The organism is Streptomyces lothianensis, assembly GCF_047779955.1.
In the GTDB taxonomy this organism is placed as follows: domain Bacteria; phylum Actinomycetota; class Actinomycetes; order Streptomycetales; family Streptomycetaceae; genus Streptomyces.
This window is the reverse complement of the sequence record NZ_JBLMKT010000027.1, coordinates 112,124-130,996: the sequence shown is the minus strand read 5'-3', so window position 1 is coordinate 130,996 and position 18,873 is coordinate 112,124. Positions and strand designations below refer to the sequence as shown.

Here is an 18,873-nt window from a genome sequence, read left to right as displayed (position 1 = left end):
GACTGGTCGGGCGGTGGGAACGTGGAAGAGCCGGCGGAGATCTCGTCGCCGAAGGAGGCCGCGGACAATGCGCTGGTGCTGGCGTTCGGGCGGTTGCAGGGGGCGGCGAACCGGTTGGAGTACCTCCTCGGGCGGTCATTGGAGCTGGAGTGCGGCATCAGCCATCTGATGTTCGAGGTGTTGCTCATTCTCGGGCGGGCGGGCGACCCCGGGCTGCAGATGCGGGCCATCGCCCAGGAGCAGGTGCTGACCACGGGTGGGGCGACGCGTCTGGTGGACCGGATGGAGGCGGCCGGGCTGGTGGAGCGAGCCGAGGAGCCCGGTGACAGGCGTGGGCGGCTGGTACGGCTGACCCGGCTCGGGGAGGAGACCACAGTGCGGGCGTCCCGGGTACACGTGGAGAACATCCGGCGTTACTTTCTGGCGCCGCTGCCGCCCGAGGACCGGGAGCGGTTCGCCGAGGACCTGCGGATCCTGAGCCACTCGGCGCGGGACGCGTTGCCCCGCCTGCCCTGAACGGCCCCCCGCGGGCTGCGGCCGTGCGACCTCACTGATCAACTGGCGCGAGAATTGCTCGGCGTGGCTGGCGTCATACCGGCAAAGAAATATCTGACTGGTCAGTTACTGTTTCCTCAGACGAACCGCTCGCATTCGGCGGGCGCCACACCTTTGCCGGGGCCTTCGATGAAGCTCGTCTACGTCTTCGACGCCTACTGCGGCTGGTCACACGGGTTCTCCGGAACTCTGCGCGAGGTCGTCTCCCGTCATCCCGAGCTGCCGGTCGAGGTGGTCTCCGGCGGCCTGTTCACCGGGGCACGCCGGGTGCCGATCCGCGAGTTCGGCTACGTCCAGGGTTCCAACGCCCGGATCGCCGAGCTGACCGGCGCCGAGTTCGGCGAGGGCTACGAGCGGCTGATCGCCGACGGATCGTTCGTGATGGACTCCGAGGCCGCCGCGCGCGGCGTCGTCGCCCTGCGCCGGGCGGCGCCCGACCGTGCGGCGGAACTGGCCGGCGTCCTCCAGCATGCCTTCTACGTCGACGGCCTCAGCCTCTCCGACCCCGCGACCTACCGGAAGGTCGCCGGAGAGGCCGGTCTGGACGCCGACACCGTCGTCGCAGCCTTCGACGCGCCCGAGGCGCACCACGCGGCGGCGGACGACTTCCACCGTTCCGCCGAACTGGGCGTCACCGGCTTCCCCACCCTGCTCGCTGTCGACGGCGAGCGAGTCGCCGTCCTGGCCCATGGCCACGCCACCGCCGGCGAGATCGACCGGCGAATGGCCGCTCTGACCACCGCGCCCTGACCACCGCGCCCTGACCACCGCACCTTCACCCGCTGAATTCCCATTCCCCAGGAGGCCCCGCATGAGCACCCTCTCCTTCAAGGTCCTCGACCTCGCCTTCCCGGCCGGCAGCAAGAACAAGACCGCCACGCTGGTCACCGGTGAGCAGGAGGCCCTGCTGGTCGACGCCGCCTTCACCCGGGCCGACGGCCACCGCCTCGCCGCCGAGATCCTCGACTCCGGCAAGAAGCTGACCACCGTCTTCGTCAGCCACGGCGACCCGGACTTCTACTTCGGCGCCGAGGTGATCGCCGACGCCTTCCCCGACGCCGTCTTCGTCGCCACCCCGGTCGTCATCGAGCACATCAAGCACTCCTACGAGGGCAAGCTCAAGGCATGGGAGGACCTCGGCCCGAACCTGCCCACCCGCCTGGTCGACCTCACCCCGCTGACCGGCGACCTCACCCTCGAAGGCCACCGCTTCGAGCTCAGGGGCGGCCCGGCCGGCCTGCCCGACCGCCACTACCTGTGGCAGGCCGAGCACCGCGCCCTCCTCGGCGGCGTTCTGCTCTTCCAACAGGAGCACGTCTGGGTCGCCGACACCCCCACCCCCGAGGACCGCTCCGTCTGGATCGAGCTCCTGGACGAGATGGCCGCCCTCCGGCCGGAGCTGGTCGTCCCCGGGCACCGGCTGCCCGCCACGGCCGCCGACGCCTCCGCCATCACCGCCACCCGCGACTACCTGGTCGCCTTCGAGGAGGAGCTCGGCAAGGCGGCCGACGGCGCCGCACTGACCGAGGCGCTCGTCAAGCGTTACCCCGACAACGGCATGCTGATCGCCGCTCAGCTCGGGGCGAAGGTCGCCAAGGGCGAAATGAAGTGGGGCTGACAATGGGCGAGTTCGCCACTTCCACCGCACCCGCCGACGTCGTACGACGCCAGTACCTGGCCTCCGCGGCCGGAGACCTCGCCGCCCTGCGTGCCACCCTCGCCCCCGACGTGGAGTGGACGGAAATGGCCGGCTTCCCCCTGGCGGGCACCTACCGCACCCCCGACGGCGTCACCGCGGGCGTGATGGATCAGCTGGCCAAGGAGTGGGACGGCTGGACAGCGCACGACGACACCTACGTCGTCGACGGCGATAACGTCGTCGTCCTCGCCCGCTACACCGCCACCCACAAGGTCACCCACAAGGCAATCAACGTCCGAGTCGCCCACCACTTCGTCGTCCGCGGCGGACTGATCGTCCGCTTCGAGCAGTTCGTGGACACCGCCCTCGTCCGCGAGGCGTTGACCGGCTGACCAAGCCGGCCCAAGCCGTCTGGAACCGACGTGTGCTGCGTGCCCCGCCCGTGCACGATCAGCGGGAAGCCTTGAGCCGGTTCCGCTGATCGTTTGCTCCTGTACGGCCGAGACCACGGCGACGGGATGACGGGAGATCCGCCAACCCTCGGCCGTGTGGGTCAAGGCGTCGTCCGGTCCTGACGAGGCCGGTGGCGAGCAGCCTCCCACAGGAGAGGCCGGCCGGCAGGGCGTCCAGTCGGACGAAGAGGTACCGGCGCGGCGGCGAGACCCTCGCCGCCGCGCCGGGTGCTGAGATCGCGGAGGAACCGGACCACTCGGCGGCCTCGCGTACGTCCCGCCCGACCTGTTGACCGATCTTGTCGCTGGGGAGGGCGGGGTCTGTCCAAGTACCCGTCAGTTCTGACCGCCCCCGCCCCCGCCCACGAACCCCGCCCCCGCATCCCGCAACCGCCCGTGCAGCCGCCCGAACACCTCCGCCGACCTGCCCCCCGGCCAGTCGCCGGGCAGCAGTCCCGCGGGCAGCACCGGATCGGCGTACGGCAGCTGCCGCCAGCAGTCCAGGGCGAGCAGATAGTCCCGGTAGGCCTCCTCGGCGGGCGTGTCCTCGCGCGCCTCCCATGCCGCAAGCACCGGCTCGTGCCGCTGCAGGAACTCGGCGTGCAGCTTCGCCAGCGCATCGAGGTCCCACCAGCGCGCCACCGCATCGGCCGTCGCCGCGAAGCCCAGGTGCTCGCCCCTGAACAGATCCACATACGGGGCGAGCTGCAGCCGTTCAAGGGTGTTCCGGGTCTCCTCGTACAGCCGGGCCGGCGCGATCCACACCCCGGGCGCCGCCGTACCGAAGCCGAGCCGCGTCAGCTGGGAGCGCAGGACGTGCCGTTTGCTGCGCTCGGCCTCCGGCACCGAGAACACCGCGAGCACCCAGCCCTCCTCGCGCGCCGGCGGACCGGCGGCGTAGATCCGCCGGTCCCCGTCGTCGAGCAGCCGCCGCGCCTCGGCCGAGAGCGCATAGCCCGCGGCGCCCTCCCGGGTGCGCTCCGGCACCAGCAGCCCGCGCCGCTTCAGCCGCGAGACCGAGGAGCGCACCGAAGGCGCGTCCACGCCGACCGCGGCGAGCAGCCGGATCAGCTCGGCGACCGGAACCGGTCCCGGGATCCGGCGCCCGTAGGCCCCGTAGAAGCTGACGATCAGGGACCGCGGTGTCTGCTGCTCTGCCACGTGATCACTCTGCCATGCGGGCCGTCACCCGCGCTTCGGCCGTCGAGCCCCCGGGGTGCCCTCGCCCGCTCACCCGGCCGGCCCGGGCGACGGGTGTCCCCGCCCGCTCACTCGGCCACACGCAGCCTGAAGCGCTGCAGCTTGCCCGTCGGCGTACGCGGCAGGGCCTCGGGGAACTCGATCAGGCGCGGGCATTTGTACGGCGCGAGCTCGCCCTTGACGAAGTCGCGCAGCACCTGGGCCGTCGTCTCGTCACCGGGCACCCCGTCCCGCAGCACCACATACGCGGCGACCACCTGCCCGCGCAGCTCGTCCGGCTGTCCGACGACCGCCGCTTCGAGCACATCGGGGTGCCTCAGCAGCGCGTCCTCGACCTCGGGGCCCGCGATGTTGTACCCGGCCGAGATGATCATGTCGTCCGCCCGGGCCACATAGCGGAAGTAGCCGTCCGGCTCGCGGACATACGTATCGCCGGTGATGTTCCAGCCGCCTTGTACGTACTCGCGCTGCCGCGGATCCGAGAGATACCTGCAGCCGACCGGACCGCGCACCGCGAGCAGCCCCGGCTCCCCGTCCGCGACCGGCTTCCCTTCGCCGTCCACCACGCGCGCGGACCAGCCGGGGACCGGGGTGCCGGTCATGCCGGGGCGGATGGCGTCATCGGCGGCGGAGATGAAGATATGGAGCAGTTCGGTCGCCCCGATCCCGTTGATGATCTTCAGCCCGGTCCGCTCGTGCCAGCTCTGCCAGGTCGCCTGCGGCAGGTTCTCGCCGGCGGACACGCAGCGCCTGAGCGTGCTCACGTCCGCGCCCTTGCCGATCTCCTCAAGGAGCGCCCGGTACGCGGTCGGCGCGGTGAACAGGACCGAGACCCCGTGTCCGGCGATCGCGGGCAACAGCTGCTTGGGGCCGGCCTGTTCGAGCAGCAGCGAGCTCGCACCGGCCCGCATCGGGAAGATGACGAGGCCGCCGAGCCCGAAGGTGAAGCCCAGCGGGGGACTGCCCGCGAAGACATCCTCCGGCTCCGGCTTCAGCACATGCTTCGAGAAGGTGTCCGCGATGGCGAGGACATCGCGGTGGAAGTGGATACAGCCCTTGGGCCGTCCCGTCGTGCCGCTGGTGAACGCGATCAGCGCCACATCGTCCGCCGCGGTGGCGACCGGCGCGAACGCATCGGGGTGCCCCTCGGCGAGGCGCAGGAGATCGTCCTCGCCGGACCCGCCGAACGGCGTGACCCGTAGTCCGGGCACGTCCTTGAGGTCGGCGAGGAAACGGGAATCGCAGAGCGCGTGCGTGACCCGGGCGATCTCGCACATCGTGGCGAGTTCCTGGGCCCGGTGCTGTGCCAGCACCGTCACGGCGACGCCGCCCGCCTTCATCACCGCGAGCCAGCAGGCCGCGAGCCAGGGGGACGTCGGCCCGCGCAGCAGTACCCGGTTGCCGGGAACGACCCCGAGCTCCGCGGTCAGCACATGCGCGATGCGATCCACGTACCCCTGCAGCTGTCCGTACGTCCACACCTCACCGGAGTCGGTACGGAAGACGGGCCGCGCGGCGCCGAAGCGTTCGATCGTGGTGTCGAGCAGCTCCGCACCGCAGTTGAGGCGGTCGGGATAGTGCAGTTCGGGCAGGTCGAAAGTGAGGTCCGGCCACTGGTCGGCGGGCGGCAGATGGTCCCGCGCAAAGGTGTCGGCGTGGGCGGACGGGCTGAGCGGTGTCGGCTCCATGTGGCTGCCCCTTGGTTGTGGTGGGGTCGCGCGAAAAGCGTATCGTGATGATGACGACAGTCAACGGTGCGCGATACACCCGTCGGAGGGAGAGGTACGGTGCCGGAATTCGCCTTGGACCCGAAGTCGGTCCGGTGGTGCGAGGAACTGCGCACGCTGGCCGCACAGCGTCTGCGTCCGCTCGCGGAGGCGGGCGAGCCGGGTCAGGTCAACCGTCCGCTGGTCGCCGCACTCGGCGAACTGGGACTTCTCGCCCGCCTGTTCACCTCGGGCTCGCTCGACCTCTGCCTGATGCGCGAATCGCTCGCGTACGGCTGTACGGAGGCCGAGACGGCCCTCGCGCTCCAGGGCCTCGGCGCGTATCCGGTCCACTACCACGGCACCGACGCCCAGCGCGCCCGCTGGCTGCCGGAGGTCTCCGCCGGACGCGCGGTCGCCGCCTTCGCGCTCAGCGAGCCCGGCGCGGGCTCGGACGCGGCGGCGCTCGCGCTCGAGGCGCGCCCGGACGGCGCCGGGGGCTGGCGTCTGACCGGCTCCAAATGCTGGATCTCCAACGCGCCCGGCGCCGACTTCTACACCGTATTCGCCCGTACGAACCCGGGTGCGGGCTCCCGCGGAGTCACCGCGTTCCTCGTACCGGCCGACCGGCCCGGACTGACCGGCGAGGCGCTGGACATGCTCTCCCCGCACCCGATCGGCTCCCTCACCTTCGACGGTGTACCGGTGGACACATCCGACGTCCTCGGCGAAGCGGACCGCGGCTTCCGTGTCGCCATGACCACCCTGAACCTCTTCCGCCCGAGCGTGGGCGCGTTCGCGGTGGGCATGGCACAGGCGGCGCTCGACGCGACGCTGGAACACACGGCCGGCCGCGAGGCGTTCGGTGGCGTCCTCAAGGACCTCCAGGCGGTCGCCCACCAGGTCGCCGAACTGGCCACGCGCACCGAGGCGGCCCGCCTCCTCGTCTACGCCGCGGCCGCCGCGCACGACCGGGGTGACCCGGACGTCCCGCGCCGCGCGGCCATGGCGAAACTGCTCGCCACGGAGACCGCGCAACAGGTGGTCGACGCGGCCGTGCAACTGCACGGCGCCCGCGCCCTGCGCCGCGGCCACCTGCTCGAACATCTCTACCGCGAGGTCCGTGCGCCCCGTATCTACGAAGGCGCCACGGAGGTTCAGCGCGAGATCATCGCGAAGGAGCTCTACAAGTCACCCACCCCTGCCGAGGAGACCGGTTCCGCATGAGCCTGGAACGTATCAACCCCGCCGAACTCTCCCCGCCCACCGGCTTCTCCCACGCGGTGACGGTGACGGGCTCCCGCCTGGTCTTCCTGGCGGGCCAGACCGCCCTCGACACGGACGGCAAGGTGGTCGGCGAGACCCTCCCCGAGCAGTTCGAACAGGCCCTGCGCAACCTCCTGACCGCCCTCGCGGCGGCGGGCGGCACCCCGCACGACCTCGCCCGCGTCACCGTCTACCCCACGGACGTGGCCGACTACCGCCATCACGCCCACGAACTCGGCCGCATCTGGCACCGCCTGGCGGGCCGCGACTACCCCGCCATGGCGGTCATCGGCACGACCCGCCTGTGGGACGCCGAGTGCCTGGTGGAACTGGACGGGGTGGCGGCGCTGGATTGAGCCTTGCCCGGATCCAGGCGGGCGTGCGATGAGTGTGGCTGCGGGAACCAGCGGGTGACGCGGTGGCGTTATCACTCAAGACGCCACAATCATGTAGTTCGGTGGAGGGCCCATGGAATCGGTCACGGCGGAACTCCTGATGGCGCTGGCGGGCGGGTCAGCCGGTGCCGCGGGGCATCAGGCGTGGGAGGGGCTGCGCGCGCTGGTGCGGCGCCGGTCTTCGGCGCGTGATGAACAACCACAGTCGGCCGAGGGTGAGTTGATGGCGTTCGAAGGGGCGCCGGAGGACGCCGACCGGGCCCGTGAGCTGGTCGTGGCGCTGCGGCTGCGCGCGCGGCAGGACCCGGAGTTCGCCGAGGAGCTCGCGGCCTGGGGGACGACGGCACCGAGGGTGCGCACCGGCTCGGGGGACGTGCACAACGAGATCTCCGGTGGCACCCAGGAGACGGTCATCCAGGCGCGGGACATCAACGGCACCATCGATTTCGGCTGATACGGCGGGCGAGGGTGCGTCGACGACGGCCGGGCGCGCCGCACAACGAGGTGTCGGGCGGCACCCAGGGGACCGTCATCCAGGCGGGCACCGTGGAGCGATTGGCGATCGCGGTCGGCGTCGGAGCCAGGTCTGCGGTGGCTGCCCTGGCGGTGGTGCTTGTGGTGGCCGAACCAGAGCTTCCGTTCCCGCCCGGGTACGGCGTCGGGCCTACGACAGTCGGCTGGGCGCTCCTCGCCGCCGTCCTGGTGACGGAGTTCGTCAGCCGCATCACGGCTCGACGGCAGGCACGCCGAGAGCGCAACTGGCTCACGGAGAAGAACCTCACGCGCGCCACCGCGGACCTGGCCGAGGGGCTGCGTCTCACATACGCGCAGGACGAGCGCCTCGGTCAGGTGCAGGATCCGGAACCCATCGAGGTCACCTGGGAGGGTGCCGGAACCGCGGAAGCGGCGTCCATCTCCGAGTACTTCACGGGGGTGCGCGATCGGCGCCTGGTCGTCCTCGGAGGTGCGGGAGCGGGCAAGTCCGTGCTGATGCTGCGGCTTGCCCAGGAGTTGTTGGAGGTATGGACCGACGACAGGGGCGAACCTGTTCCCGTCATTGTTCAGCTCGCTTCCTGGGACTCGCGCCTGGGGCTGATGGAGTGGGTGGCGGGTCTGCTCGCGCTGGATTATCCGGAAGCCTGCACTCCGGTGGCGGGGGCGGACGCCGAGCGGATCGCCCTGCACCTCCTCCAGACCGGGCGGGTGCTTCCCGTGCTGGACGGGTTCGATGAACTCCCCGCAGGAGTGCGTGCCGAGGCCTTCGCGCAGCTGCGGGCCATGCCGGCTCGTACCCCCTTCGTGCTCACCAGCCGTGTCGAGGCATATGTCGAGCACGTGGTCGAGGACAGTACGTTTCAGCGCACCGAGACGACCCTGCGGCCGTTGGGCCCGGACGCCATGGCGGCGTATCTGTGCGCGGGGAACCGGCAGGCGAGGTGGCGAACGATCGCGGAGCGGCTCCGAGCGGATGAGGAGGGTGACACTCCCGAAGTCGCGATGCTGCGTGATGTGCTGCGGGTGCCCCTGATGATCGTGCTCGCCCGGACGGCCTACGACGAAGGGCGCGAGCGGCCACAGCAGCTTCTGGAGCCAGGGCGGTTCGCGGACGCACCGGCACTGGAGGCCCATCTGTACGACTCCTTCCTCGACGTGGCGTACAGCCGGTCCCGCGACGCCCGAGCCCTGCACGGCGGCTGGGATCCGGACGAGGCACGGCAGTGGGCCGGATATCTGGCGCGCAGCATGAAGGAGACGAACGACACGGAGCTGGCCTGGTGGCGCCTGCACGAGCGGGTGCCCGGGCTCGTGCGGGCTCTTGCCCTGCTTCCGGCCTACGCCGTCGCAGTGGCCGCCGTGTGGTCGGTGCCGTTCGGGGAGCCCTGGTGGACGTCCCACGTGGGCCTGTCGGTCGCGGGGGGTTACGCCTTGGGGTGCTTGTTCGCCCTGTGCTGGGCGGCCCTGGACAAGCGCGCCGCCTGGTGGCATGCCCCGCACTGCCTTTCGCCGCCCGGCCGGGGCGCGGTGCGGCGTCGGCTGCGGAGCCGTGCGGGCTGGACCTGGACGATCCTCCTGGCGGCGGCGTGGGCGGCCGCGGCGTTCGTCCCGCGTGATCCGGGCCCGTGGTTCGTCCTCATGGCAGTGATCAGCGTGTTCGCCCTGTATGGCCTCGTGCTGCGGATCGTGGGCGCGCTGCGGCGGCCCGCCGATCCCGCGCTGGCCCGCTCACCGGGCCAGTTGCTGCGCGACGACCGAAGTTCCACGCTGGCCTTCGGCCCGCTGGCCGCGGTCGACGACAACCTCGCCTCGACGCCGTTGGCGCCGCTGCTGCTGCCGGTGCCGCTGCTCGGGGTCTGGCAGATATTCGGGGGCAGGCATTCGGTGACGCTCGGTCTGTGGGCCGTCGTCGTCCTCGGGGTGCTGCTCGGGCTGCTGAACTATGTGGTCGCCGCGTCCGCCTGGGGCCGATACTGGGTGGCCCGCCACTGGCTGGCGCTGACGGGCGAACTCCCCCGTCAGACGATGAAGTTCCTGGCGGACGCGCACCGGCGCGGGATCCTGCGCCAGTCCGGCGGGCTCTACCAGTTCCGTCACATCGAGCTGCGCGACCACCTTGCCAAGGAGGTCCCGAAGGGGGACGGCCGCGCACCCGCGCCGCGCCGTGCCCGCCGTCGGGTGATCAAAGCCTTGTCCGCGGCGATGGGCCTGGTGACCTTCGCGGCGCTGGCCGCGGTCGGCGCGGCGGCCCTGAAGACGCCGCCACTGCCGGGTCCCGTGACCTCCGTGCCCGCCGCATGCTCGCTCCTTGGGGAGGCGGTCCTGGATCAGGTCATGGAGGATGCCCGTAAGGAGCCCTGGAACGACAGCCGCGCGTGCCTGATCGGCCAGGAGTCGCCATTCGCGCGTGACGTGAGGATATCGGTCAGGGCCGAAGTCAAGGAGCCGGTATTCCGGTACGGCGGCAAGGAGATCATCGCTGATCCTGTGGCGTCGGCGAAGCAGTCCTTCGGATTCGATAAGAAGATCAGCCGGCACGCCCGGGCACTGCACGGTCTGGGGGACGAGGCCTACGAGGCGGTGTGGCAAGGCGGCCTTCGGTACGGCGACTACATGGACTTCCTGGCCCGCCCGTGGGTGTCCCAGGTCGGCGTGCGGTACGGCAACGCGCTCATCAGTGTGCTGTACGTCGAGGAGTTCGCCACCAAGGAGCGTGTCACGCAAGTGGCCCGTATCCTGATCCGCCACGTACTGGACGCGGCCCACCTGGACAAAGCGGTCACGAGCGAGGGGAAGCAGATCGGGGCTGCAAGTCTTGGTGACCTCCCGGCCACCAGGCTGCCGACGGACGATACGCGCTTCGCGTACTACCGCCGTTCGAAGGGCGAACCACGGTCGGTGTACGGAGCCACATGGGAGGGGCGGGAGCGCTCACACCTGTGGCGGCCGGCAGGACTTCCCTTCGCGTTCCGCGCGCCGAAGCGCCTGGACTGCAGGACGGCGGGGGCGGGCGATGACTCCGTCATCGAGTACCGCTGCGCGTACCAACCTGACTGCGACGGCCTCCTCGCCGAAGGCCCATTGGCCCATGCCCACCCGCCTGACTGGTGCCTGGGCGTGCCGGAACACCGTGAAGAGGCGTCGTTCTCGTTCCATGTCGCTCTCATGATCTGCGGCACCTCCTGCAGCGACAAGGAGGCCGACACGCTCCGTGCGCTGATCCCTGAGGAAGAGAGGGGGCGCGAAACATGGCAGCGGGCCGACGCGGAGACGCACTACGCGACCCGAAGTTTCCGCAGCGGTGGTGAACCGCGCTACGCGATGTCCCTGTGGCGGGCGTGGTCGTACCGGTCCTCCGACGTGACGCGCGGCCTGATGCTGTGGATGCGTGCCGAAGGTCCCCAGGAATACACGCGGTTGGCGCAGAAGATCGTCAACGATGTCTACGGCCAGACCGGAGGCGAGCGCACGCACCCGTAGCCCACCCCGCGCCCCGGCGAAGCGCGCGCCCCGGGTCGGCCCGCGCCCCGCCTCCCAAGATGCCTGTTCCGTCCAAGATGCCTGTTCCATCGCGATCCGACGGAACATTCCTGGCTAGATATCCCGGAATGTCTCGATCTGTGCACCCACCGAGTTGAGGCGCTCCGCGAGATCCTCGTAACCCCGGTTGATGACATAGACGTTGCGCAGCACCGAGGTGCCGTCGCCCGCCATCATCGCCAGGAGGACGACGACCGCGGGGCGCAGCGCCGGCGGGCACATCATCTCGGCGGCGCGCCAGCGCGTCGGGCCCTCCACCAGGACCCGGTGCGGGTCGAGGAGCTGGAGGCGGCCGCCGAGGCGGCCCAGGTCCGTGAGGTAGATCGCGCGGTTGTCGTAGACCCAGTCGTGGATCAGGGTCTGCCCCTGGGCCGTCGCCGCGATCGCCGCGAAGAACGGGACGTTGTCGATGTTCAGACCCGGGAACGGCATCGGGTGGATCTTGTCGATCGGCGCCTCCAGCTTGGAGGGCCGCACGGTCAGGTCCACGAGGCGCGTACGGCCGTTGTCCGCCGCGTACTCCGCCGAGCGGTCGTGGTCGAGACCCATCTCCTCCAGGACCGCCAGCTCGATCTCCATGAACTCGATCGGCACCCGGCGGATCGTCAGCTCGGACTCCGTCACCACGGCAGCGGCGACCAGGCTCATCGCCTCGACCGGGTCCTCGGAGGGGGAGTAGTCGACGTCGACGTCGATGTTCGCGAGCCCGTGCACGGTGAGCGTGGTGGTGCCGATGCCCTCGACCTTGACGCCGAGCGCCTCCAGGAAGAAGCAGAGGTCCTGGACCATGTAGTTGGACGAGGCGTTGCGGATCACGGTCGTGCCGTCGTGGCGGGCGGCCGCGAGCAGTGCGTTCTCCGTCACGGTGTCGCCGCGCTCGGTCAGCACGATGGGCCGGTCCGGTTTGATCGCGTGGTCCACCTCGGCGTGGTACAGGCCCTCGGTCGCCGCGATGTCCAGACCGAAGCGGCGCAGTGCGATCATGTGCGGCTCGATCGTGCGTGTGCCGAGGTCGCAGCCGCCCGCGTAGGGGAGTTTGAAGCGGTCCATGCGGTGCAGGAGCGGGCCGAGGAACATGATGATGGAGCGGGTGCGGCGGGCCGCCTCCGCGTCGATCGCACCCATGTCGAGCGAGGCCGGCGGGACGATCTCCAGGTCCTTGCCGTCGTTGATCCAACGCGCGCGGACCCCGATGGAGTTCAGGACCTCGAGCAGACGGTAGACCTCCTCGATGCGCGCCACCCGGCGCAGCACGGTGCGACCCTTGTTGAGCAGCGTGGCGCAAAGCAGCGCGACGCAGGCGTTCTTGCTTGTCTTGACGTCGATCGAGCCGGAGAGCCGGCGTCCGCCGACGACTCTCAGGTGCATCGGACCTGCGTAGCCCAGAGAGACGATCTCGCTGTCGAGAGCTTCACCAATTCGGGCGATCATCTCAAGACTGATGTTCTGGTTACCGCGTTCGATGCGGTTGACGGCACTCTGGCTGGTACCGAGAGCCTCGGCCAACTGCGACTGCGTCCAGCCCCGATGCTGCCGGGCGTCACGGATGAGCTTGCCGATGCGCTCGAGGTAATCGTCTGCCATGCCGCGACCGTATACCGGATGTGAGATAGAAGGAAACGGAACACGCCCATCCGGGTAGTTGGCCGCAGGTGGGTGGAGCGGCACCCTCCCGGCCGAGGCGCTCTGTTACGGTCGCCGCCGTGACCGAGCACACCCTCCGACTGCTGCGCAGCGCCCCTCGACTGGCCGCACTCGCCGCCTTTCCGTTCGACTTCGACCTCGACCGTGCCGCGCACGGACATGTCGAGCCCGTGCGGCTCGCCTCGGGCGCGGAGCTGGAAGTGCTCGCCGGGGACGACACCGGCGGCACCTACTTCCGCTGTGCCGACGGTGCCGTGCTCTATGCCTCCTCGGAGGGCAGCGCCGGCCTCATCGGTTCCACCGTCGACGAGGCGCTCGACATACTGACCGGGCTGCCCGGCTGGCGCGACCACCTCGGCCTGTCGCCGCAGGACGGCGAGGAGGCGATACGGGCCGCCGTCACGGAGACGGAGGCCGATCTGCGCGAGTCCTACGGCATCGACGACGAGCGCACCGAACTGCGCACCGCCCTCGGCTTCCCCGACCGCTCCCCGGCCGAGCTCATCGGCCTCCTGCACGCCGCGCTCCTTCGGACCGAGCCCGACCACGTCCTCCTGAACGCGGACGAGGGCCTCGCCTACAAGCTCCTCGACGACCATCCGCGGCCCCCGCTGTGGGACGCGGTCCTGGCGGCCGGCCGAACCGACCTCGCGGCGGTGCGCGCCGGAGACGAGGAGGCGTGGCAGGCGATGGCGGACGATCCCGTTCGGCGCCGACTGGCCCTGCGGGCCGCGCAGTTCGACCGCGAGGACGCGGACCTCCCCGTACTCCTGAGGCTGCTGCCCTACGAGGCCGAGTCGTCGATGACGGAGGAGCTGAGGCTGACCTGCGTACTCGTAGGTCTGCACGGCAGAGCCGAGGACCTGCCACTGCTCGACGCGGTGCGCCGCACGGACTTCGACACGGCGTGCGGTCTGAGCGAGCTGCCGGGCCCGGACGCCGACGGTGGGGCGCTGCGCCGGTGGGCGCGGGAGCTGGACGAGTGGATGTTCGGCACCGACCCCTCCGACGAACCCGTGGACACCTGGATCGATCTGGCCATGGCCCAGGGCCTGACCGAGTACGCCCGTGTCCCGCTCATCCGCCGCCTCGACGAGATGATGCTGGACCAGAGCCTGCTGCGGGACCCGCGCAGGCCCGGCAAGCTGGATCCCCATCCGCTCCACTCCCTCGCGTCCGCCTTCGGCCGACTCGGTGATATGCCGCAGGCCCTGCGCGCCCAGCGGCTGTGCACGGCACTTCAGGAGACCGCATGGGACCGCGTCTCCGCCCTGCGTGACCTGGCCCAACTGGAGCGCAGCGCCGGACACCTTGAGTCGGCTGCCCACACGCTGTCCCGTCTGCGCGCCGTCCTGGACGCGCCCGGGGACTACAGTCTCGAATGGCTGTACCGGGTGAACCTCGGCCGCTTCGTCGTGCGCGAGCACGAGGACCTGGCCCGTGCCCTCGCCGGTGACGCCGGTGACGCCGGTCACGCCGCGCTCGCCGCCGAGGTGGCGTGCGCGGCGGATGAGCTGCGGGGGCGGCTGACGCCGTGACCCCGGGCGGTGCGGCCGGCGCCAGCCGCCTCTTCCTCTGACCCGGCTGTGGGCAGACGCATTGACCTCTCCCCAACCATCGGATCTCCTGGCCCGATGGCGACCGACGAGGCAACAGAAGCCCTCCGCACCGACCCCCTGGTCCAGCTCACCCTGGACCAACTCCGCCGCCGCACCAGCGCGAAATGGCGAACCCACGCCGAGGACGTCCTGCCCCTGTGGGTCGCCGAGATGGACGTGCCCCTCGCCCCGCCGATCGCGGAAGCGCTGCGCGAGGCGGTCGACCTCGGCGACACCGGATACGCACAAGGTGACGGATACGCCCACGCTCTGGCCGCCTTCGCCGCCGACCGCTGGTCGTGGGACGGACTCGCCGTCGAGCGCACCGCGATCGTGCCGGACGTGATGCTCGGCATCGTCGAGATCCTCCGCCTGATCACCCGCCCCGGCGACGCGGTCGTGGTCTGTTCACCCGTATATCCACCCTTCTACGCCTTTGTGGGACATGACGCCCGCGAGGTCCTCGAAGCCCCCCTCGACCGGAACGGCCGCATCGACCCCGCCGCCCTGGAGGAGGCGTTCCGCCGTGCACGCCAAGGCGGCCGCGGCGCCGCGTTCCTGATGAGCAATCCGCACAACCCGACCGGCGTGGTGCACACCCGCCAGGAGCTGGAGACCGTCGCGGAACTGGCCCGCCGGCACGGCGTACGCGTCGTATCGGACGAGATCCACGCACCCCTGGTCCTGCCGGGCGCCGTCTTCACCCCGTATCTGAGTGTCCCCGGTGCCGAGAACGCCTTCGCGCTCACCTCGGCCTCCAAGGCCTGGAATCTCGCGGGCCTCAAGGCGGCCCTCGCCGTCGCGGGACCGGAGGCCGCCGCCGATCTCGCGGGGCTGCCGGAGGAGGTGAGCCATGGCCCCAGCCATCTGGGCGTCATCGCCCATACGGCCGCGTTCCGCGAGGGCGGCGGCTGGCTCGACGAGCTGATCGCGGGGCTCGACGCCAACCGGGACCTCCTCGGCAAGCTGATCGAGGAGCATCTGCCGGGCGTGCGCTGGCTGCGCCCGGAGGGTACGTATCTTGCCTGGCTCGACTGCACAGCGCTCGACCTGCACGAGCGGCGCCCGCTCGACAGCCCGGGCATCGTCTCCGAACTGGCCGGACCGGCGAAGATGTTCCTCGATGACGCACGGGTCGCTCTCAGCTCGGGCCATGTCTTCGGAACTGGCGGCGCAGGTCATGTCCGGCTGAACTTCGCCACCTCACCAGCGGTGCTCCGGGAGGCGCTGACCAGGATGGGACGCGCCATCCGGGGCAGGTGACCGACTGGCCGACCGGGGCAGGCGGCCGCCGAGCCCCGGGCGGCCCGCACGTGATCAGTGCAACAGGCCTGAGCATGACCAGGCCGCGGTCATGTACTAGAGTTATCTCGACATCGAGATATCTGCCGAGGCGTGCCGCAGCCGCCACCCCGGCCGAACCGGTAAGGCTTGCCTAACTTAGCCCTACCTTAGCGGATCGGGCTCAGGTCATGGCGGCAGGATGCGGTGGGAACGCGCACACATATGAAGGAGACTGTCGTGTCGGCGAACAGCTTCGACGCCCGCAGCACGCTGCGCGTGGGCGACGAGTCGTACGAGATCTTCAAGCTGGACAAGGTCGAGGGCTCCGCACGCCTTCCCTACAGCCTCAAGGTTCTCCTGGAGAACCTGCTCAGGACCGAGGACGGCGCGAACATCACCGCCGACCACATCCGCGCCCTCGGCAACTGGGACTCCCAGGCGCAGCCCGCGCAGGAGATCCAGTTCACGCCCGCCCGTGTGATCATGCAGGACTTCACCGGCGTGCCCTGTGTCGTGGACCTCGCCACCATGCGCGAGGCCGTCAAGGAGCTCGGCGGCGACCCGAACAAGATCAACCCGCTCTCGCCGGCCGAGATGGTCATCGACCACTCGGTCATCGCCGACAAGTTCGGCACCAACGACGCGTTCGCGCAGAACGTGGAGCTGGAGTACGGCCGCAACAAGGAGCGCTACCAGTTCCTGCGCTGGGGCCAGACCGCCTTCGACGACTTCAAGGTCGTCCCGCCGGGCACCGGCATCGTCCACCAGGTCAACATCGAGCACCTGGCCCGTACGGTCATGGTCCGTAACGGCCAGGCCTACCCCGACACCCTCGTCGGCACCGACTCGCACACCACGATGGTCAACGGCCTGGGCGTCCTGGGCTGGGGCGTCGGCGGCATCGAGGCCGAGGCCGCGATGCTCGGCCAGCCGGTCTCGATGCTCATCCCGCGCGTCGTCGGCTTCAAGCTGACCGGCGAGCTGAAGCCCGGCACCACCGCCACCGACCTGGTGCTCACGATCACCGAGATGCTGCGCAAGCACGGTGTCGTCGGCAAGTTCGTCGAGTTCTACGGTGAGGGCGTCGCCGCCACCTCGCTCGCGAACCGCGCCACCATCGGCAACATGTCGCCCGAGTTCGGCTCCACCGCCGCGATCTTCCCGATCGACGGCGAGACCCTGAACTACCTGAAGCTCACCGGCCGCTCCGAGCAGCAGGTCGCGCTCGTCGAGGCCTACGCCAAGGAGCAGGGCCTCTGGCTGGACCCGGCCGCCGAGCCCGACTTCTCCGAGAAGCTCGAGCTGGACCTGTCCACGGTCGTCCCGTCGATCGCCGGACCGAAGCGCCCGCAGGACCGCATCGTCCTCGCGAACGCCGCCGAGCAGTTCAAGACGGACGTCCTCAACTACGTGGACACCGCCGACGAGGCGGGCCTGGAGTCCTTCCCGGCCTCCGACGCCCCGGTGAACCACCCCAACGGCGGCCCGTCGAAGCCGGTCACCGTGACCGCCCCCGACGGCTCCACCTACGAGATCGACCACGGCGCCGTCACCGTCGCCGCGATCACCTCCTGCACCAACACCTCGAACCCGTACGTGATGGTCGCCGCCGCGCTCGTCGCGAAGAAGGCCGTCGAGAAGGGCCTGACCCGCAAGCCCTGGGTCAAGACCACCCTCGCCCCGGGCTCCAAGGTCGTCACCGACTACTTCGACAAGGCGGGCCTCACCCCGTACCTCGACAAGGTCGGCTTCAACCTGGTCGGCTACGGCTGCACCACCTGCATCGGCAACTCGGGCCCGCTGCCCGAGGAGGTCTCGAAGGCCGTCAACGACCACGACCTCGCCGTCACCTCGGTCCTCTCCGGCAACCGCAACTTCGAGGGCCGCATCAACCCCGACGTCAAGATGAACTACCTGGCGTCCCCGCCGCTGGTCGTCGCGTACGCCCTCGCCGGCTCGATGAAGGTCAACATCACCGAGGAAGCCCTCGGCACCGACCAGGACGGCAACCCGGTCTTCCTCAAGGACATCTGGCCGACCGAGGCCGAGGTCAACGACGTCGTCGCCAACGCCATCGGCGAGGACATGTTCTCGAAGTCCTACGAGGACGTGTTCGCCGGTGACGCCCAGTGGCAGGCGCTGTCGATCCCGACCGGCAACACCTTCGAGTGGGACGCCGAGTCCACCTACGTCCGCAAGCCCCCGTACTTCGAGGGCATGACGATGGAGACCACCCCGGTCTCCGACATCGAGGGCGCCCGCGTCCTCGCCAAGCTGGGCGACTCGGTCACCACCGACCACATCTCCCCGGCCGGTGCGATCAAGGCCGACACCCCGGCCGGCCAGTACCTCACCGAGCACGGTGTGGCCCGTCGTGACTTCAACTCCTACGGCTCGCGCCGAGGCAACCACGAGGTCATGATCCGCGGCACGTTCGCCAACATCCGCCTGCGCAACCAGATCGCGCCGGGCACCGAGGGCGGCTTCACCCGCGACTTCACCAAGGCCGACAAGCCGGTGTCGTTCATCTACGACGCCTCGCAGAACTACCAGGCCGCCGGCACCCCGCTGGTCATCCTGGGCGGCAAGGAGTACGGCTCCGGCTCGTCCCGCGACTGGGCCGCCAAGGGCACCGCGCTGCTCGGCGTCAAGGCCGTCATCACCGAGTCGTACGAGCGCATCCACCGCTCGAACCTCATCGGCATGGGCGTCCTGCCGCTGCAGTTCCCGGCCGGCCAGTCGGCCGACTCGCTCGGCCTGACCGGCGAGGAGACCTTCTCGATCTCCGGCATCACGGAGCTCAACGAGGGCACCACCCCGGAGACGGTCAAGGTCACCACCGACACGGGCGTCGAGTTCGACGCGGTCGTCCGTATCGACACCCCCGGTGAGGCGGACTACTACCGCAACGGCGGCATCATGCAGTACGTGCTGCGCGGACTCGCCGGTTCCTGACCCGACGTGAACGAGCGCCCCGCCCCTGTGTCTCGCGCAGGGGCGGGGCGCTCGCGTTCGACGGTACGGAAGGCGCCGCCTGAGACCGTGCTCGCATTCGATCGATCTGAGACCGTTGAATCGCTCTGAGACCGTTGATGTGGA

Annotated in this window: 14 protein-coding genes; 11 read left to right on the top strand and 3 right to left on the bottom strand. The window is 70.3% G+C overall.

Annotation, left to right across the window (positions count from 1 at the left end):
- Positions 1-21 precede the first annotated feature (21 nt).
- From ACLF6P_RS07655 to ACLF6P_RS07640, 4 genes are all read left to right on the top strand, one after another.
- On the top strand, positions 22-516 hold the full coding sequence (locus ACLF6P_RS07655; protein WP_415949157.1) for a MarR family winged helix-turn-helix transcriptional regulator: 495 nt from the start codon (positions 22-24) through the stop codon (positions 514-516).
- Positions 517-684: 168 nt separating this feature from the next.
- Positions 685-1,305 (top strand): DsbA family protein, encoded by a 621-nt coding sequence (locus ACLF6P_RS07650; protein ID WP_415949075.1) that lies wholly within the window; start codon positions 685-687, stop codon positions 1,303-1,305.
- A gap of 61 nt (positions 1,306-1,366) precedes the next feature.
- On the top strand, positions 1,367-2,173 hold the full coding sequence (locus ACLF6P_RS07645) for an MBL fold metallo-hydrolase (RefSeq protein WP_415949074.1): 807 nt from the start codon (positions 1,367-1,369) through the stop codon (positions 2,171-2,173).
- A 2-nt stretch (positions 2,174-2,175) separates the two neighbouring features.
- Positions 2,176-2,586 carry a nuclear transport factor 2 family protein gene (locus tag ACLF6P_RS07640; RefSeq protein WP_415949156.1) on the top strand — a complete coding sequence of 137 codons (411 nt, stop codon included), beginning with the start codon at positions 2,176-2,178 and terminating at the stop codon, positions 2,584-2,586.
- A gap of 396 nt (positions 2,587-2,982) precedes the next feature.
- Here ACLF6P_RS07640 and ACLF6P_RS07635 read toward each other — a convergent pair whose 3' ends face one another.
- Both ACLF6P_RS07635 and ACLF6P_RS07630 read right to left on the bottom strand, forming a co-directional pair.
- Complete coding sequence (locus ACLF6P_RS07635) at positions 2,983-3,807, bottom strand: PaaX family transcriptional regulator (RefSeq protein ID WP_415949073.1); 825 nt, start codon at positions 3,805-3,807, stop codon at positions 2,983-2,985.
- Positions 3,808-3,914: 107 nt separating this feature from the next.
- Positions 3,915-5,534, bottom strand: a complete 1,620-nt coding sequence (locus tag ACLF6P_RS07630) for an AMP-binding protein (RefSeq protein ID WP_415949072.1) — start codon at positions 5,532-5,534, stop codon at positions 3,915-3,917.
- Positions 5,535-5,633: 99 nt separating this feature from the next.
- On the opposite strand from ACLF6P_RS07630, the gene ACLF6P_RS07625 reads away from it, so the two are divergent.
- The 4 genes from ACLF6P_RS07625 (at position 5,634) to ACLF6P_RS07610 (ending at position 11,188) form a co-directional block, all read left to right on the top strand.
- The gene (locus ACLF6P_RS07625; RefSeq protein ID WP_415949071.1) at positions 5,634-6,779 is read left to right on the top strand and encodes an acyl-CoA dehydrogenase family protein; all 1,146 of its coding nucleotides are present in this window, start codon (positions 5,634-5,636) and stop codon (positions 6,777-6,779) included.
- The gene (locus ACLF6P_RS07620) at positions 6,776-7,174 is read left to right on the top strand and encodes a RidA family protein (protein ID WP_415949070.1); all 399 of its coding nucleotides are present in this window, start codon (positions 6,776-6,778) and stop codon (positions 7,172-7,174) included. The genes ACLF6P_RS07625 and ACLF6P_RS07620 overlap by 4 nt, the downstream gene beginning before the upstream one ends.
- Positions 7,175-7,286: 112 nt before the next feature.
- A complete protein-coding gene (locus tag ACLF6P_RS07615) occupies positions 7,287-7,667 on the top strand; it encodes a hypothetical protein (protein WP_415949069.1) in 381 nt (126 codons plus the stop codon).
- Positions 7,668-7,681: 14 nt separating this feature from the next.
- Complete coding sequence (locus tag ACLF6P_RS07610) at positions 7,682-11,188, top strand: NACHT domain-containing protein (protein ID WP_415949068.1); 3,507 nt, start codon at positions 7,682-7,684, stop codon at positions 11,186-11,188.
- A 114-nt stretch (positions 11,189-11,302) separates the two neighbouring features.
- On the opposite strand, the gene ACLF6P_RS07605 is transcribed toward ACLF6P_RS07610, so the two are convergent.
- Positions 11,303-12,832, bottom strand: a complete 1,530-nt coding sequence (locus tag ACLF6P_RS07605; protein ID WP_415949067.1) for a helix-turn-helix domain-containing protein — start codon at positions 12,830-12,832, stop codon at positions 11,303-11,305.
- 119 nt (positions 12,833-12,951) lie between these two features.
- Here ACLF6P_RS07605 and ACLF6P_RS07600 point away from each other — a divergent pair, with 119 nt between their 5' ends.
- The 3 genes from ACLF6P_RS07600 to acnA all read left to right on the top strand — a co-directional run bounded on the left by ACLF6P_RS07600 (position 12,952) and on the right by acnA (position 18,729).
- Complete coding sequence (locus tag ACLF6P_RS07600; RefSeq protein ID WP_415949066.1) at positions 12,952-14,430, top strand: hypothetical protein; 1,479 nt, start codon at positions 12,952-12,954, stop codon at positions 14,428-14,430.
- A 96-nt stretch (positions 14,431-14,526) separates the two neighbouring features.
- A complete protein-coding gene (locus ACLF6P_RS07595) occupies positions 14,527-15,753 on the top strand; it encodes a MalY/PatB family protein (protein ID WP_415949065.1) in 1,227 nt (408 codons plus the stop codon).
- A gap of 258 nt (positions 15,754-16,011) precedes the next feature.
- Positions 16,012-18,729, top strand: coding sequence for an aconitate hydratase AcnA (gene acnA / locus ACLF6P_RS07590; protein ID WP_415949064.1), 2,718 nt, complete (start codon positions 16,012-16,014; stop codon positions 18,727-18,729).
- Positions 18,730-18,873: the final 144 nt, after the last annotated feature.

Coding starts and splice junctions, on each gene's coding strand:
- ACLF6P_RS07650 (WP_415949075.1), top strand. CDS start 685: ATGAAGCTCGTCTACGTCTTCGACGCCTACTGCGGCTGGTCACACGGG.
- ACLF6P_RS07645 (WP_415949074.1), top strand. CDS start 1,367: ATGAGCACCCTCTCCTTCAAGGTCCTCGACCTCGCCTTCCCGGCCGGC.
- ACLF6P_RS07640 (WP_415949156.1), top strand. CDS start 2,176: ATGGGCGAGTTCGCCACTTCCACCGCACCCGCCGACGTCGTACGACGC.
- ACLF6P_RS07630 (WP_415949072.1), bottom strand. CDS start 5,534: ATGGAGCCGACACCGCTCAGCCCGTCCGCCCACGCCGACACCTTTGCG.
- ACLF6P_RS07620 (WP_415949070.1), top strand. CDS start 6,776: ATGAGCCTGGAACGTATCAACCCCGCCGAACTCTCCCCGCCCACCGGC.
- ACLF6P_RS07615 (WP_415949069.1), top strand. CDS start 7,287: ATGGAATCGGTCACGGCGGAACTCCTGATGGCGCTGGCGGGCGGGTCA.
- ACLF6P_RS07605 (WP_415949067.1), bottom strand. CDS start 12,832: ATGGCAGACGATTACCTCGAGCGCATCGGCAAGCTCATCCGTGACGCC.
- ACLF6P_RS07595 (WP_415949065.1), top strand. CDS start 14,527: ATGGCGACCGACGAGGCAACAGAAGCCCTCCGCACCGACCCCCTGGTC.